This is a genomic window from Halobacillus litoralis, assembly GCF_004101865.1.
Taxonomy (GTDB): Bacteria; Bacillota; Bacilli; order Bacillales; family Halobacillaceae; genus Halobacillus; species Halobacillus litoralis_A.
In genome coordinates this window covers 3,157,850-3,174,452 of the sequence record NZ_CP026118.1, presented here as the reverse complement: position 1 = coordinate 3,174,452, position 16,603 = coordinate 3,157,850, and the positions used below count along the sequence as shown (strand labels likewise).

General features: G+C 45.2%; 12 protein-coding genes. 4 read left to right on the top strand and 8 right to left on the bottom strand.

Features of this window, described 5'->3' with window-relative positions; translation table 11 throughout:
• The first annotated feature begins 55 nt into the window (after positions 1 to 55).
• The 3 genes from HLI_RS15725 (at position 56) to HLI_RS15715 (ending at position 4,135) form a co-directional block, all read left to right on the top strand.
• On the top strand, positions 56 to 1,234 hold the full coding sequence (locus HLI_RS15725) for an ROK family transcriptional regulator (protein ID WP_128525864.1): 1,179 nt from the start codon (positions 56 to 58) through the stop codon (positions 1,232 to 1,234).
• A gap of 24 nt (positions 1,235 to 1,258) precedes the next feature.
• Entirely contained in the window at positions 1,259 to 2,875 is a 1,617-nt protein-coding gene (locus tag HLI_RS15720; RefSeq protein WP_128525863.1) for a glycoside hydrolase family 43 protein, read from the top strand.
• Positions 2,876 to 2,980: 105 nt separating this feature from the next.
• Complete coding sequence (locus tag HLI_RS15715; protein ID WP_128525862.1) at positions 2,981 to 4,135, top strand: ROK family transcriptional regulator; 1,155 nt, start codon at positions 2,981 to 2,983, stop codon at positions 4,133 to 4,135.
• Between the two features lie 94 nt (positions 4,136 to 4,229).
• Here HLI_RS15715 and xylE read toward each other — a convergent pair whose 3' ends face one another.
• From xylE to HLI_RS15675, 8 genes are all read right to left on the bottom strand, one after another.
• Entirely contained in the window at positions 4,230 to 5,654 is a 1,425-nt protein-coding gene (xylE, locus tag HLI_RS15710) for a D-xylose transporter XylE (protein WP_128525861.1), read from the bottom strand.
• Between the two features lie 310 nt (positions 5,655 to 5,964).
• Positions 5,965 to 7,425, bottom strand: coding sequence for an alpha-ketoglutaric semialdehyde dehydrogenase GucD (gene gucD / locus HLI_RS15705; RefSeq protein WP_128525860.1), 1,461 nt, complete (start codon positions 7,423 to 7,425; stop codon positions 5,965 to 5,967).
• A 21-nt stretch (positions 7,426 to 7,446) separates the two neighbouring features.
• Positions 7,447 to 8,355 (bottom strand): fumarylacetoacetate hydrolase family protein, encoded by a 909-nt coding sequence (locus tag HLI_RS15700; RefSeq protein ID WP_128525859.1) that lies wholly within the window; start codon positions 8,353 to 8,355, stop codon positions 7,447 to 7,449.
• Between the two features lie 64 nt (positions 8,356 to 8,419).
• Positions 8,420 to 9,193 carry an IclR family transcriptional regulator gene (locus HLI_RS15695; RefSeq protein ID WP_128525858.1) on the bottom strand — a complete coding sequence of 258 codons (774 nt, stop codon included), beginning with the start codon at positions 9,191 to 9,193 and terminating at the stop codon, positions 8,420 to 8,422.
• A gap of 110 nt (positions 9,194 to 9,303) precedes the next feature.
• Entirely contained in the window at positions 9,304 to 10,920 is a 1,617-nt protein-coding gene (locus HLI_RS15690) for a glycoside hydrolase family 43 protein (protein WP_128525857.1), read from the bottom strand.
• Positions 10,921 to 10,959: 39 nt separating this feature from the next.
• Positions 10,960 to 11,781, bottom strand: a complete 822-nt coding sequence (locus tag HLI_RS15685; protein ID WP_128525856.1) for a carbohydrate ABC transporter permease — start codon at positions 11,779 to 11,781, stop codon at positions 10,960 to 10,962.
• The gene (locus HLI_RS15680) at positions 11,782 to 12,768 is read right to left on the bottom strand and encodes a carbohydrate ABC transporter permease (protein WP_241655867.1); all 987 of its coding nucleotides are present in this window, start codon (positions 12,766 to 12,768) and stop codon (positions 11,782 to 11,784) included.
• A 73-nt stretch (positions 12,769 to 12,841) separates the two neighbouring features.
• The gene (locus HLI_RS15675) at positions 12,842 to 14,122 is read right to left on the bottom strand and encodes an extracellular solute-binding protein (protein ID WP_128525854.1); all 1,281 of its coding nucleotides are present in this window, start codon (positions 14,120 to 14,122) and stop codon (positions 12,842 to 12,844) included.
• Between the two features lie 324 nt (positions 14,123 to 14,446).
• On the opposite strand from HLI_RS15675, the gene HLI_RS15670 reads away from it, so the two are divergent.
• Positions 14,447 to 16,414 carry a YjhG/YagF family D-xylonate dehydratase gene (locus HLI_RS15670; RefSeq protein ID WP_128526916.1) on the top strand — a complete coding sequence of 656 codons (1,968 nt, stop codon included), beginning with the start codon at positions 14,447 to 14,449 and terminating at the stop codon, positions 16,412 to 16,414.
• Positions 16,415 to 16,603: the final 189 nt, after the last annotated feature.

Genomic DNA, 16,603 nt, shown 5'->3' with positions numbered 1-16,603 from the left:
AAACAAATAAAATTGTGCTATACTTTTAAAAAAATGGAAAGCGATGGGGAAAACGATGAATAAGAAAACGACTTGGAACCAATTCACAATTAAAAATGTCAACAAATCACTTGTATTAGAAACCATTCTGAACAAGTCTCCGATCTCCCGGGCCGATATCGCCAACGAGACCCAATTGAATAAAGGGACAGTTTCCTCCCAGGTAACGGAACTATTAAATGAGGGTTTGATTTATGAAAAAGGTCCCGGAGAGTCCAAAGGTGGAAGAAGACCTGTCATGTTGCTGTTCAACGAAAAGGCAGGCTATTCAATCGGTGTTGATATCGGGGTGAATTACATTCTTGGCATCCGCACAGATCTCGTAGGAAACATTTGCGAAGAATCAATGATCCACTTTAAAGACCTTTCCTTTGCGCATATTAAGGAAAAGCTTTTCAAAGTGATCGACCATCTCATGTATACGGCTCCGTCAAGTGAATATGGTGTCGTCGGGATTGGCATCGGTGTTCCTGGTGCGGTCAGTAAAGAAGGCAAAATCCTCTTAGCACCGAACCTCGGCTGGGAGAATGTTGATGTCAAAGATATGGTCCAACAGCGCTACTCCTGCCCTGTAATCATTGAGAACGAAGCGAATGCCGGAGTTTATGGAGAAAAGACATTCGGCAAAGGCCGCTGGGAGAAGGACATTGTCTATGTCAGCGTGGGCGTCGGAATCGGTGTCGGTCTGATCATGAACGGTGAACTCTACAGAGGTACGAATGGTTTTTCCGGAGAAATGGGTCACATGACCGTTGAAGGAAGTGGACGGAGATGTCGATGCGGAAATCAGGGCTGTTGGGAATTATACGCATCTGAACAAGCACTCTCGCTAAACGATCTGCCGGAAGACTCTGACCCGCTGAAAAAAATGATTGAAAAAGCAGAGAATGGTGATGTAAAGGCGCTTGATTCGTTCCATTCGATCGGAACCTATTTAGGCATCGGTCTGACAACGATCATTAATACTTTCAACCCGAGCAGGGTCATCATCGGCAATAGAATCACAGCTGCCAAGCAATGGATTGAACAGCCGATGCTGGAAAGAACGAAGCAAAATGCACTTTGGTTTCAACAGGATCCTTTGAATATCCACTTCTCAGAATTCCATTCCCATTCCTCTGCATTAGGAATGGCTGCCTTCACGTTCGAGAATTTTCTGAAAGTCAACATTCACGAACACACGATGATTGTTTAACAAACTATTAAAGAGGTGATGAGGATGGCAACGATTGAAAATCCTATTTTGACTGGCTTTCATCCTGACCCGAGCATTTGCCGGGCAGGTGAGGATTATTATATTGCTGTATCGACATTCGAATGGTATCCCGGTGTCGGAATCTATCATTCTAAGGATTTGAAAAACTGGCGGTTGATCGCCCGTCCATTGAACCGAGTGGAACAATTGGACATGCGGGGGAACCCGGATTCAGGCGGAGTATGGGCACCAGCCTTATCTTACAGTGAAGGGAAATTCTGGCTCATCTATACAGATGTGAAAGTCGTTGATAGCCAATGGAAAGACGCTCATAACTATCTGGTCACATGTGAGACCATCGACGGCGAATGGTCTAATCCTGTTCACCTGAACAGTTCAGGTTTCGACCCTTCCCTTTTCCACGATGATGATGGAAGGAAATACTTAGTGAACATGGTGTGGGACCACCGCGTCAGCCGCCACAGCTTCTATGGAATTGTCCTTCAGGAGTACAGTCCCGATGAGGAAAAGCTGATCGGTAAGCCTGAGATCATTTTCAAAGGCACAGACATAAAACTTACAGAAGCCCCCCATCTCTATAAAATGAATGGCTATTATTATTTACTCACCGCAGAAGGGGGGACCAAATACGATCACCAGGCGACGATGGCCCGCTCTACGAATCTGAGAGGTCCTTATGAAGTCCATCCGGACAATCCACTGATCACTACCTGGCCATATCCCAGAAACCCTCTTCAAAAAGCAGGACATGCTTCCATGGTGAAAACTCATACCGAAGAGTGGTTTCTCGTCCATTTGACAGGGCGACCACTGCCAAAGGAAAATGATGCACTGCTGGATCCCAGAGGCTATTGTCCACTAGGCAGGGAAACGGCTATCCAGAGAATCGAATGGAAAAATGACTGGCCGTACATTACCGGCGGTAACCAACCTTCCTCTGTCATCGATGGACCGGCGATTGAAGAAGTCAAATGGGACAAGGATTTTGCAGAGAAGGATGACTTCGACTCCAGCCGTCTAAATCACCATTTTCAGTCTTTGCGTATCCCGCTTGATGATCGAATCATTTCCCTTGAGGAGAGACCCAGTCATCTGAGAATATACGGAAAGGAATCCCTGACATCAACATTCACCCAAGCCTTCGCAGCCCGGAGATGGCAGCATTTTAATTTTTGTGCAGAAACGAAAGTGAACTTCAGGCCGGAGACCTTCCAACAGGCTGCTGGACTCGTAAACTATTACAATACGAAGAATTGGACGGCCCTTCAAATCACCTGGGATGAAGAATTGAATACGAGAATCCTTGATTTGACCATTTGCGATCATTTCTCATTCTTTCAACCATTAGAGGACCCAGTCGTCATTCCGGAGCATGTGGAGGATGTCTATTTAAGAGTGGAAGTTGAAACTAACACGTACACGTATTCCTATTCCTTCGATGGTTTGACGTGGCATACAGTCCCCGTCTCTCTGCCCTCTTACAAACTTTCCGATGATTATGTGGACGGAGGCGGCTTCTTTACAGGAGCATTTGTCGGGATGCAGTGCCAGGACACCTCAGGCCAAAATCAGTATGCAGATTTTGATTACTTCCTATACAAAGATCATCCAAAAAAATAACGACAAACAGCCCCGGCCGGAGTACCCGCCCGGGGCTGTTCCATTTCAAAAATGTGATACAATAATGATTAAAGTATAGACAGATTGTCTGGAGGATAGAAAGCTATGTCTTGGTCTCAACAATCCATTAAATCACAAAATAAAAAAAGAATATTAACGACGATTATGAATGAAGCCCCTGTATCACGGACAACGATTGCTAAAAAGCTCGGCGTCACTAAAGGAACCGTCTCTTCTCTTGCCGCAGAATTGATCGAAGAGGAAATCATTTACGAACTCGGCCCGGGGTCTTCCAGCGGAGGAAGAAGACCTCTGATGCTTCTTTTCAATGAAAAAGCCGGTTTTTCAATAGGGGTCAACCTTGGAGTCAACTATATTATCGCCGTCTTGACCGACTTGAACGGGGAAATCGTTTCCGAACAAAGGCAAACCATTTCCGAATATGATTTCAACCAATTGCTTCCTGTGATCACAGAAATGATCCAAAGTTTAATAGACGAAGCACCAGCCTCTCCATACGGCATCGTTGGCATAGGCGTAGGTGTCCCGGGTATGGTGGACAATACTGGCACGATCCTGTTAGCACCGAACCTGCAATGGGAAAGCGTCAACTTGAAACAGGAAATCGAACAGACCTTCAACCTCCCTGTCACGATTGACAATGAGGCGAATGCAGGTGCCTATGAAGAAAGGAAACAGAGCCCCGCCGCTTCCCGGAAAGATAACATCGTTTATGTAAGTGCCGGAATCGGTATAGGTGTCGGTCTGATTATCGACGGAAAAATCTACAGCGGAAAAAAAGGCTTTTCCGGTGAACTTGGTCACATGATGATTGATATAAATGGCCGGGAATGTTCCTGTGGAAGTCAAGGGTGCTGGGAAATGTACGCTTCAGAAAAAGCCTTGATCATCGAAGCAGAAAAATTGTCAAAATCACCGAATCCCAGTTTAGAATCACTGATAGAGGAAGCAGAAAGCAATCCACAGGTAGCTTCCTTGTTCGCCGACATCGGCTATCATTTAGGGATCGGGATCAGTAATATTCTGAATACGTTCAACCCTGCAAAAGTCGTGATCGGAAACCGCCTGGCAATGGCTGAAGACCTTCTCCAGGAATCCGTTAGAGAAGCGGTCGACCGCCATACGTTAAGCTTCCATAAAGAAGAGGTCGAGATCACTTTCTCTCAATCGCCCCACTACACGACAGCACTGGGCTCAAGCCATTACATGGTCGAACAGTTCATCGAAAACTCTTTCTAAGAGCAGTAGGCCGCGAAACAGTTATCTGAATGAAGGAGGATTGAATGGCCTGGCCACTCAATCCTCCTTTTTTGATAGATGTATAGGAGTGTTACTATTTGGATTGGGCGATTGGTTTGTGATTCCCCTTTTCATCTTTTCCCCTACGCAAGCGCATCTCCAATTGTTCTAATGACTTTCCTTTCGTTTCAGGGACGAACTTCCAGACGAACAAACCTGAAAGAATACTCATCACACCATAAAAGGTGTACGTAAAGCCACCACTGAATTCCATCATCATTGGATAAGTGGATGAGATGAAGTAATTTGCAGCCCATTGAGCCGCTACGGCGATAGCTACCGCTTGTCCTCTGATTTTGTTAGGGAAAATTTCAGAAATCAATACCCATACGATCGGCCCCCAGGACATCATGAAGGAAGCTGTATATATGATGATGAAGATAAGTGTCGCTATTCCAATCGCATTGGCGTAAGCAAGTCCTGCCACCCCGAACATCCCCACTGTCATCCCAACAGAACCTATGATCAATAGTGGTTTGCGGCCAAATTTATCGACTGTCAAAATAGCGATGACAGTGAAGATGACATTCACCAATCCCATAATAATCGTTTGGAACATCGAAGCATCTCGGGCAGCACCCATACTTTCAAAAATTCGCGGTGCATAATAGAGAGCCACATTGATGCCGACGAATTGCTGGAATACAGAAAGCAATATCCCCACAACGACAATGGAAACACCAAAAGAAAATAGCTTTCCTTTTTGTGTATCGAATGAATTGTTAATCTCATATAATGTCGCTTTCGCCATCGTCTTATCGTAGATTTTGTTCAAGATCGAGAATGCTTCATCGTTTTTATTCTGTGAAGCTAAATAACGCGGTGTCTCAGGAACTGTAAATAGAAGCAGCAAAAACAACAGTGCAGGAATGGCTTCGGAAGCGAACATCAACCTCCAGCCAATCTCATTGACCCACTCTGTCGTCTGCCCTTTCGCAATTCCCCAGTTCACAAAGTATACGACAAGCATACCGAAAATAATCGCAAATTGGTTTAAAGAAACTAGACGGCCCCGAATATGAGAGGGAGCAATCTCGCCAATGTACATCGGGGAAACGGCAGATGCCAAACCAACACCGATCCCTCCAATGATTCTATAAACATTAAATAATAAGAGAAGTGCATAACTAGGTTCCCCAGCTGTGAAGAAAAGGAGTTCAGGATAAGCAGATCCTAATGCTGAAAACAAAAATAGCACAGCAGCTAAGATTAATGTACGTTTACGTCCGAACCGAGTTGCAAAATATCCGGATAATAACCCTCCGATGATACACCCGATCAATGCGCTTGAAACAGTCAATCCGTGGACAAGGGAGCTTAAGTTCAAGTTATCAGCAAAGTAATTCTGCAACGATCCTTCGGCACCAGAAATGACCGCAGTATCATAACCGAATAATAAACCGCCTAATGTAGCGACTAACGTGATCAATACAATGTAAATGGTCTTATTCTTTTTCATTCTCGAACAGAGTAGAAGACAAGACTACTCCTTCCTCCTCTCATTTTCAGTAATCGCTTTCATAATGAATATTGTATCAGCACTGACTTTGTTTGTACAGTGAATAAACTAAGTATTTTTAATCTTTTTACAAAAAGTGTTGTCAGTTTTTGTCACCCAATCATTAAGGCTTGGATATCTTAAGGACACATCTGTATAGTTAAAAGGCTATCATTCCCAGCAAAGAAACAGACTAAGGCTACTGGATGACAATAAAAAAAAGCAAAGCCAGCTTGAACTGGACTTTGCTTTTTTTCTATCATTCTATTATTTACCCTTTAAGAAATACAGTTTTCATAGTCGTGAAGAATTCCTTCGCCGCTTCTCCTTGCTCCCTTGAGTAAGAACTGGAAGCTTTCATACCACCGAATGGTGCCTGCAGCTCCACTCCGGCAGTTTCGGAGTTGATTCTTACTAAGCCCGCTTCAATGTCATCGATGAACGAAAGGATGTGATCAATATTTTTCGAAAAGATCGATGCGCTCAATCCGAAGTCAACATCGTTCGCCAGCTCGATGGCTTCCTCGATCGTCTCCACCTTCATCAAGGCTAAAACAGGACCAAAGATTTCTTCTTGGGCAATCTTCATGGTTGTCGACACTTCATCGAAAACGGTCGGCTCAATGTAGTAGCCGTTCGTGCCGTTATCAATGGTATGACCACCGTAGACCAATGCTGCGCCTTCTTTTTGACCGATCTCAATATATTTTTGAACCGTTTCATATTGCTCTTTATTCGCACATGGCCCCATCCATGATTGAGCTTCAAGGCCATCGCCGACATTGATTTCACTGACTTTCTCAAGCAGTTTCTGTTTAAACTTATCATAGACACCTGCCTGGACGATCACCCGGCTGCTGCACGTACATTTTTGTCCGGTCGACTTCAAGCCGCCACTGATCGCTGCGTCGACAGCCAAGTCTAAGTCACAATCGTCAGCTACGATCAATGGGTTTTTCCCGCCCATTTCCAATTGATATTTTCCGCCTCTTGCTGCAACGGTCTGACCAATGTGGTTTCCGGTAGCGTTTGATCCTGTAAACGTAACAGCTGTCACATCTTTATGTTCCGCCAACCCTTGGCCGATGACAGAGCCTTTACCTGTCACAAAGTTGACTACACCTTCAGGCAGGCCGGCTTTATCAAAGCACTCGATGACTTTTGCAGCTGTAACGGAAGCTTCAGTAGCCGGTTTAAGAATAACCGTATTTCCGTAAATTAAAGCCGGGACCATTTTCCATAGTGGAATCGCCACAGGGAAGTTCCAAGGTGTAATCACTCCTACCACACCAAGGGGTACCCGTTTACTGAACATCAAGGCAGAGCTGTCCGTCGATGGGATGACATCCCCTTCTTTTCTCATTCCTTCGCCGGCATAATAACGCAGGATCGCCACACCACGGTTGGTCTCACCTTTCGCTTCAGGAAGGGTTTTACCCATTTCCCTTGTCATTGTCTCTGCAATCTCTTCGATATTATTCTCAAGAATATCGGCCACTTTGAATAAAAGGTTTCCTCGTTCAGCTCCGGAAAGTTTCTTCCATTTTTTCTGCCCTTCTTTAGCCGCGGCCACCGCTCTTTCCAAATCCTGTTTTGTAGAAGCCTGGACATGTCCTAAAACCTCTTCAGGATTGGCAGGGCTAGTGCTTTTCAATTGTTCACTGGATTCAGACTCACTCCACTTTCCATTGATATAGTTCAAGTAATTTTGTGTTTCTGTCGTTACACTCATTTTCATACCTCCTAAGTAGATTTAAGATGAAGTCACTGTATTTGAAACAGGTGTTTTCTCAACGGGATTGCTCAATGTTCCTACTTCCGGGATGGTGATCTCCACGACATCCCCTTCTGCCAATGTGAAATCATTGCCGGGGATGATGCATGTCCCTGTAAACAACACGGTGCCGTCGAATACGTCATTATCACGCATTAAATATTCGATCAGCTCATCATAGGTGCGCTTCAACTGGGATGTGCTGGCACTCTCTTCGAAAACTTCGGTGCCATTTCTGATGATTTTACAAGTAATCAACAAATCATAAGGATCCTCTACTGTTTCTGCCAAGCGGATGGCTGGACCGAAAGAACAGGAATGCTTCCAGATTTTCGCCTGTGGCAAATACAATGGGTTCTCCCCTTCGATGTCACGGCTGCTCATATCATTACCGACTGTATAACCGACGATCTTGCCTGATTTATTGAGGACAAGGCCTAACTCAGGTTCAGGAATCTGCCAATTGGAATCATTGCGCAGATAAACTGGCTGTTCCGGCCCGATCGTCCTTTTACTCGTAGACTTGAGGAAAATTTCCGGGCGATCAGCATCGTACACTTTGTCATAATAAGAATCGGCCACTTCTTCTTTCCCATCATAGGCTTCATAATTCCTCGCATTCTTACTCTTCAAGTATGTAACGCCAGAGGCCCATACTTCTTCAGCCTCCAGAGGAAGAAGCAAGGTTAGATCCTCCACCGCCACTGGCAGCGCCTCTACTTTCCCGATGGCTTTCTCGACGATGGCTAAGCATGAGGCTCCTTTCTTTTCAGAATCCTGGATCACTTCCAGGAAATCCTCGTAAGGCAGAGGATATACGAGAGTTTCGTTTTTAACTGCAGCCAGCTGCGGGGAGCCATCCTGTTTCTTGAATTTAATAATTTTCATGACATCGCCTCCGTTTTATAATATAAAACACCGTTCTGAAATGTAGGCTAAAATATAATCTACCTTATGCATGAGATAAAGTAGATGTATAACCTAGTTTCTTGGAAATCGCCGCACCCGTCTGTTTCAGCCTATAAATGATCGGATGGATTTGATCTCCCGCAAAACGCGTAGATGGAGCAGATATGCTGACCGCTGCCATAACTTTGCCTGAATGATCGTAAAGCGGAATGGCTAAACAGGTGATTCCAGGCTCATTTTCTTCGTCGTCGATCGCATAACCATTTGCAAGCACTTTTGTAAGCTCCGATTGAAAATCCTCATCGTTCGTAATGGTTTTATCTGTTTGTTTTTTGTAATGATAATCCTTCAGAATCTCATTTCTGGCTTCTTCCTGCTGATAGGCGAGCAATACTTTCCCGACGGCACTGGAATGAACCGGGACACGACGGCCGACGCGGGAATAGCCGATGATAGCCGTAGGGCTGTCGACTTTATCAATATAGACACCTGACTGACCATCCAGAATCACCAAATGAACGGCAAGACTTGTATCCATGGACAGCTCCACCAAGGATGGTTTCGCAATCGACCGGACATCCATGCTGTTCATCAGGAAGTTTGAACGCTCAACGATCTTCATGCCGAGACTATACTTTCCTGTGTCCGCATCCTGCTTCACGTAATCGTGCTCTTTCAACGTTTTCAGCAGGGAGTGGACGGTGCTTTTATTCAAACTGAGTTTCGTGCTGATTTCAGAGATTTTCAATTCTGGATTCAACTCATCAAACAAATCCAGGATTTTGAATGCTCTGTCTACAGATTGTATGATCGGCATCTTCTGTCTCCTTAAATAAAGTGAAAGTGTGTAACCACTTACATTACATACAATATATAACCTGCGAATCTTACAGTCAAGTCTTACTATTCTGACAAAAAAGATTTTCCTTACGTGTTTCTGCTTGTATTTTCCGCCATAGCCGCCTTTTGAGCTGTCTCTGGAATCTTCTTATAAGTGAAATAATCAAAGTCAGCCGGTTTCTTCGTTCCGCTTAAATCCTGGGCACACATCCCGACAAAAGTCCCTGTAAATCGAATTAAATTCGCATCATCGTCAGATAAATGACTCGCGTCGATCTCACTGATGAGTGTTGCCCATGTGCGACCATCAAGGGAATAGAAAAATGTCAGCCACTCCCCATTCATTCGTGCTTTCAAATAATAATGGGATTGATCCGGCAATGGAATCTCCTCATTCAAAAGTTCATCATACTGCCCATGCTTAGACTGGATGACGCCAAGGACCTTACCTGCGTTTTCATCATGGGTGGTTCTTAAATAGATATAATCGCTTGTATCATAATAAAAAATCAGCCCCGCCATCTGTTGGAAATGTTCTGGTTGAAAATCGAGACTCGTCTCCACTTCTACATCAAGACTTTCCAACCTTCTCGCCACCAAGCTCTGTCTGTGAAGAGAACTCATCGACTCCTGTCCTTTCAACCTGAGGTGATCAGGGCGCTCTGTCAGCGACAGCCAATCCTCTGAAAAAGGAATACGCAGGGAGTTCCAGTGCAGGTTCAATGAAGAATCAGTGAAGTCATCGTGCGGATCTTCTCCTGGTACCGGAGCAGGTGTCAGCCCTGGAGCCTTGATTTCGGTTTGCGGCTGCGGACCGCCTTCCACCCTCAGCCATCCGTCCTCTGACCAGTAACATTTCTGCAAGGCTGTTTCGCGGCCAAGCATGCACTTCTGCTCTTTTACCGGCCGGGCACACAAATGAGCTATATACCATTCACCTGTCTGTGTTTCTACTAAACTGGCATGACCGGATTTCTGCAGGACGTCCCCTTCACTTGAGGTGAGAATGGGATTGTGAGGGTCCACTTCATAAGGACCGGATAGATTTTCTGAACGGGCGACCGTCACCGCGTGGTTGTACCCTGTCCCGCCTTCTGCGGTCATCAAGTAATAATAACCTTTTCGTTTATAAATATGGGGCGCTTCTGTCAATCCTAATTCTGTCCCTTTGAAAATATTTTCAACAGGACCTACTAATCTCTTTTCCTCAACAGAATACTCCTGGAGTGCGATCCCTGCGAACGAATTCGTCCCTTTCCGATGGTCCCAAATCATATTGACCAGCCACTTCGAGCCGTCTTCTTCATGATAGAGAGAAGGATCGAAACCGCTGCTGTTCAAGTAAACCGGTTCAGACCATGGGCCATTGATATCTTCGGCAGTCATCAGATAATTATGAGTATCCTTAAAAGCTCCTGCTCTGCTTTTCACATCTGTGTAAATCAAATAAAACAGACCATCATCATAGCTCAAACATGGAGCCCAGACGCCTCCGGAATCGATATTTCCGGTCATATCCAGTTGCGAGGAACGGGTGAGCGGATAAGTTTGAAGTTTCCAGTTGACCATATCCCTGGAATGATAGATTTGAACTCCGGGAAACCACTCGAATGTAGAGGTGGCAATATAGTAATCTTCCCCGACCCGCAGCATGGAAGGATCTGGATGGTATCCGGGCAAAACCGGGTTGGTAATGGTAAGCATTGAAACTCCTCCTCAGCTTTTAAATAATAATAGTACCGATCAGCCTTTGACTGAACCGGCCGCAATTCCTTTGACGATCTTCTCCTGTGCTACAAGATAAACGAGCAATAACGGCAGACTTCCAAGCGTCAAGGCAGCCATGATTCCCGGCACGTTCACAGAGAACTGACCATAGAATTCTCTCAGCCCAAGCGGTAAGGTCGCATTTTCTTCGGAGTTCGTCAGCACAAGCGCGAAGATGAACTCGTTCCAAATCTGAATGAAATTATAGATCGCTACCGTTGCGACAGCAGGCGTCAACAATGGGAAGAGAATTTTCCAAAACAGCCGGAATGGTCCACAGCCGTCCATTTTAGCCGACTCTTCCAACTCTTTCGGTAACTCCTTAAGGAATTGCGTGAAAATGACGATCGACACCGGAAGCGCAAACGCGATATAAGGTCCAGGCAATGCCCAGATCGTATCATAGAGTCCCATGTTTTTCGTCAATAGAAAGATAGGAATCAACGTCGTATGGATCGGGATCATCATTCCGACTAAAAACAGGATGAACAGCGGCCTGTTCAACTTGAAGCGCATCCGTGCCAATGGGAAACTGGCCATCGCTCCAAGCACGATAACAGCGACCACCGAAATCACCGATACGAGGACACTATTGAAGAAGAAACGGAAGAACTCAGATTCGAATAACAATTGATAATTGGCAAGCGAAAAACTGTCAGGCAAGGACCAGGGAGAATTCATGAACTCGAATTGAGTTTTGAAAGAGGTACTTACCATCACGAAAAATGGGATACCTGTGAACAATAACAAGATGATCGCTAAGGCATAGAGAGGAATTTGTCTGATTCTTTTCAACATCTAGCTGGCTCCTTTCCTTTTCTGGTCGAAAATGATGATGAATATGGTGACGATCAACGCAATGATGAACATACTGAACGAGATACTGCTCCCGTACCCCATATTGAAATTAGTAAAGGTTTGTTCATACATATAGGTGGCCATCAGTTCTGTCGAGTTGTTCGGCCCACCATCTGTCATGACATAAATCAGATCAAAATACTTCAGTGCCCCGATAATCGATAGAATCGAAGAGGTGATAATAGTCGGAACAAGCAATGGCAGTGTAATCGCAAAAAATTTCTTCCGGGAATTGGCTCCGTCAATATCAGCAGCTTCATACAATTCTTCCGGAATCCCTACGATCGCTGCACGGAATAAAATCATGTAAAAAGGTGCAAATTGCCAGCAAACCGTAGCGATAACCGCCCAAATAGCCGTCTCTTCATTTCCAAGCCAGCCTCTCTGCCATGACTCCAGCCCTAGTTGTCCGAGGATCTGGTTCACAATCCCGAAGTTTCCATCGAAGATATAGATGAACAAGATACCGATCGCTACTGTCGACATCAGGAAAGGCATGAAATAGATCGATCGGAAGAATCTCATCCCTTTGATAGGACTGAATAAAAGTAATGCCATAATTAAACCTAATGGGAGTTGGGTCAATAACGAAGCGCCGACTAAAAGAAAGTTATTTTGTAAGGAAGTCCAAAAAACGGCGTCCCCCATCAAGGTGATGTAATTTTGAATCCCGTTAAAGACCATGTTGTTATCAATGCCTGACCATTCAAACAAACTGTAGTAGAAGGTCATCACTATGGAATAGATGACATATAACCCATAAATCAGGAGAGCCGGACCCATGAAACCGATGATCACCCATAAATCCTGTTTCTCCCTCTTCTTTTTCGCTTTATCTAACCGTACCGGTGCAGGAGGGCTGTAGACCTTCTCGCTCCCACTGTGCTGGTCCTGCTCATCACTCAATTTCTTTGCATTATTCGCCAAGCCTCTCACCTCACTCATGTTGGATATGAAAACTACACCAAGCAGCTGTGCACCTGATGTAGTTTTCCTGTTTCTATTCTAGAACTTCTTTTGCTTTTGCCTCGACTTCCTTGGCCGCCTCTTCAGGTGTCATGGATAAACCGAACAACGCCTGAGTCGTATCCAAGTGGACTTCAGCTAATTCCGGCGGAAGGGTCTGGTCATAGAATGTCTGCATGTATTCTGCTTCTTCCAGCACTGTGCTGATTTGCTGGACATATTCATCATCGTACTCTACGCCCTTGACTGCAGAGATGGCCCCATCTGTATTTGCCAACTGCTGTGCTGTTTCTTTGTTCGTCAACTCATTGACAAGCTCTGCTGCCAGCTCTTGCTTTTCACTTTTCTCAGATACAGAGAAGACTGGACTTACACCACCGACGATATCCTTGTTCGATCCCTGTCCACCTTCAATGGTCGGGAACAAGAAGAATCCAAGTTTCTCTTCAAACTCAGGCATATCATTTCTTGTCGTCCCAAGCATCCAGTTCCCCTGAACAATCATTCCTGCCTGTTCAGCATAAAGGAGTTGTCTCGATTGACCTGTATCAAAATTCATCCCGTTGAACCCATCCGGGAATGCTTCCATCTCAGCAAGCTCCTGGATTTTCTCTCCTGCTTTGATATAAGCTTCATCATCAAAGCCTCTGCCTTCACGATTGTACGCTTCGTTGAAAAGTTCAGGGCCTCCGAATCTTTCAGCAAAATACATGTAATAGAAAGAACCAGGCCATTTCGATTGGTTGGCTAATGAAAATGGAACAATGTCATTGGACTTCAATGTTTCTACGATTTCCAGCAGCTCGTCATAAGTTTCCGGCTCCTCAAGCCCGTACTCTTCGAACATCTCTTTGTTATACCAGACGGGTACGATATCCATAGCTAAAGGGGCACCGTAGTTCTTGCCATCGAATTCAGCAGGTGAAAGTGCTGCAGGCAAGTATTGTGATGTATCGATATTTTCTGAAATATCCTTCACCTGGCCGGCATTTACGAATTTCTCTAACCAGCCGCCACCCCAGGAGTGGAAGACATCTGGTGGTGTACCTCCGCCCATAGCGACAGAAAGTTTCGTTTTATAAGGGTCATTTTCCTGTCTGACAACCTCGACGTTGACGCCTTCATGACTTTCCTCGAAACGCTTGACCGCATCCTCGAGTGCCACTTCAGATTTACCTGTTTCAATATGCCAGAGTGTCAATGTTTCAGAATCGCCACCTCCGGAATCCCCGTTAGAAGCACTCTCACTGTCCTGACACCCTGCCGCAAAAATCAATACAGCAATCGCCATCAACCATATTTTCGGTTTTAACATAGAACCTCTCCCCTTTTTGTTAGCGTTTTCATTATCATGTAAAAAAACAAGCCTTATTCTACCCCTTTCTGCAGATCCACCTCCTAAAATAAAATCCAAAACTAAGTTTGTCCATTGCACGAACTAATTAACGTCATAATACCTCATAGTTTGTAAGATATCAAGAATATTTTGAAATCTCTTTGCAATATAACGTTTTATATTATAAAACCAGGTTCTACATAGTTGACAATTTTGTTTAGAAAATTCATAATCATTTAATAAATAAGCGTTTTCATTTTATTGAAAGGAGTGCTATTTTTGAGCAATCATAAAGAAAATCTCATGGAATTCACAGAAACGGACATCGATTTAATAGAAACGAAAGCCCCTGGCCCTGGAGGAACTCTTCCCCTTACAGACGAGATGCTCCGAAATTCTCCGAGTGGGAATCTGTTCGGTTTATCTCAAAATGTCGGGATGGGATGGCAGCCGAATAAATTGAATGAAAAACAAGTCCTGATGCTTAGTACGCAGGGAGGGATGAAAGACAGCAATGGCGACCCGGTTGCTCTTGGGTATCATACGGGGCACTGGGAAGTTGATATGCTCATGAAAGAAGCAGCAATGGAAGTCCATAAAGCTAAAGGGGTTCCTTTTGCCGCATATGTAAGCGATCCATGTGACGGCAGATCACAAGGGACGACAGGAATGTTCGATTCTTTTCCATACCGGAATGATGCCGCACAGGTCTATCGCAGACTTATCCGCTCCTTGCCGACAAGAAGAGCCGTCGTCGGAATTGCCACTTGTGATAAAGGACTGCCAGCGATGATAATGGCACTTGCTTCTATGCATGACCTTCCGACTGTCATCATCCCTGGTGGAGTGACGCTCCCCCCTACATATGGAGAAGATGCCGGAAAAATTCAAACCATCGGCGCCCGTTACTCCAATGATGAGCTTTCACTTAAAGAAGCTGCTGAACTCGGCTGTGTAGCATGTGCGACACCAGGAGGGGGATGCCAGTTCTTAGGGACAGCTGCATCAGCCCAGGTTGTCGGCGAGGCGCTCGGCATGTCGATCCCGCATTCAGCCCTGGCCCCATCCGGACAAGATATATGGAAAGAAATGGGCAGGAAATCCTCCCAGGCCGTTTTAGAGATGATCAATCAAAAATTAACTACTAAAGATATCGTTACAAATGAAGCGATCGAAAACGCGATGGTCGTCCATGCCGCTTTCGGTGGATCCACCAACCTCCTCCTTCATATACCGGCAATCGCTCACGCAGCAGGATGTGATATACCGACCGTAGAAGATTGGATCGAAGTGAACCGGAAGACACCTAGAATTGTAAGCGTTCTCCCGAATGGCCCTGACCATCACCCGACAGTAAGAGCCTATCTGGCAGGTGGCGTACCTGAAGTCATGCTTCATCTCAAGAATCTAGGCTTGCTCCACATGGATGTCATGACCGTAACTGGCAAAACATTGCGAGAGAACCTCGAATGGTGGGAGCATTCGCCGCGACGAGCTAAAATGAAACAACGTTTGGCTGACGCTGACCAAGTAAAAGCCGAAGAAGTCATCATGTCACCAGAACGTGCCAAAGAAAGAGGTCTCACCTCAACGATCACCTTCCCGGTCGGCAACATTGCACCAGAAGGAGCGGTTATAAAATCCACCTCCATCGACCCTGAAGTGATTGATGCAGAGGGAATATATTATCACAAAGGAAAAATTAAAGTATATACAAGCGAGAGGAAAGCCATCACCGCTATCAAAAATGGGGAAATTAAAAAAGGCGACATCATGGCAGTCACTGGCTGCGGACCACTAGGGACAGGTATGGAAGAAACCTATCAGCTTACATCCGCATTGAAGCACTTATCTTACGGCAAATACGTCACTCTTCTCACAGATGCCCGCTTCTCTGGTGTATCGACTGGCGCCTGCATCGGACATATCGGACCGGAAGGGTTAGCAGATGGACCAATCGGAAAATTGAAAGACGATGATGTAGTGGAAGTTTATATCGACACCCACAACCTGTCTGGCCACCTTCATTTTCTCGGCACCGAAGACCAGCCAGCCACACCAGAAGAAGGAAGTGAAATCCTGGCCCAGCGCAGCCAAAACGAGGATATCCACCCGTCGGAATATTTACCTGATGATACTCGTCTATGGGCAGAGCTGCAAAAAGTAAGTGGCGGCACATGGAAAGGAAGCGTGTATGATGTCGACCGCATCATTGAAGTATTGCGAGCAGGGGAAAAAGCACTGGAAAAAGAACACATAACTACTAGTTAACAACCAAAAGTGCAAGCACCTTGATCAGCGGCAAGCATCCACCGACAAGCGATTCGTGTGAAGCAACAACAAACGATAATAGCCCCTCTGGATTAGAAAAGACTTCTCAGTGGTCTCGGTTCCATATAGTCCCATTCAGACTCGGGACGATCTTCCGTGTGATTTCTTAATCAAAGAAAATCACTCTTT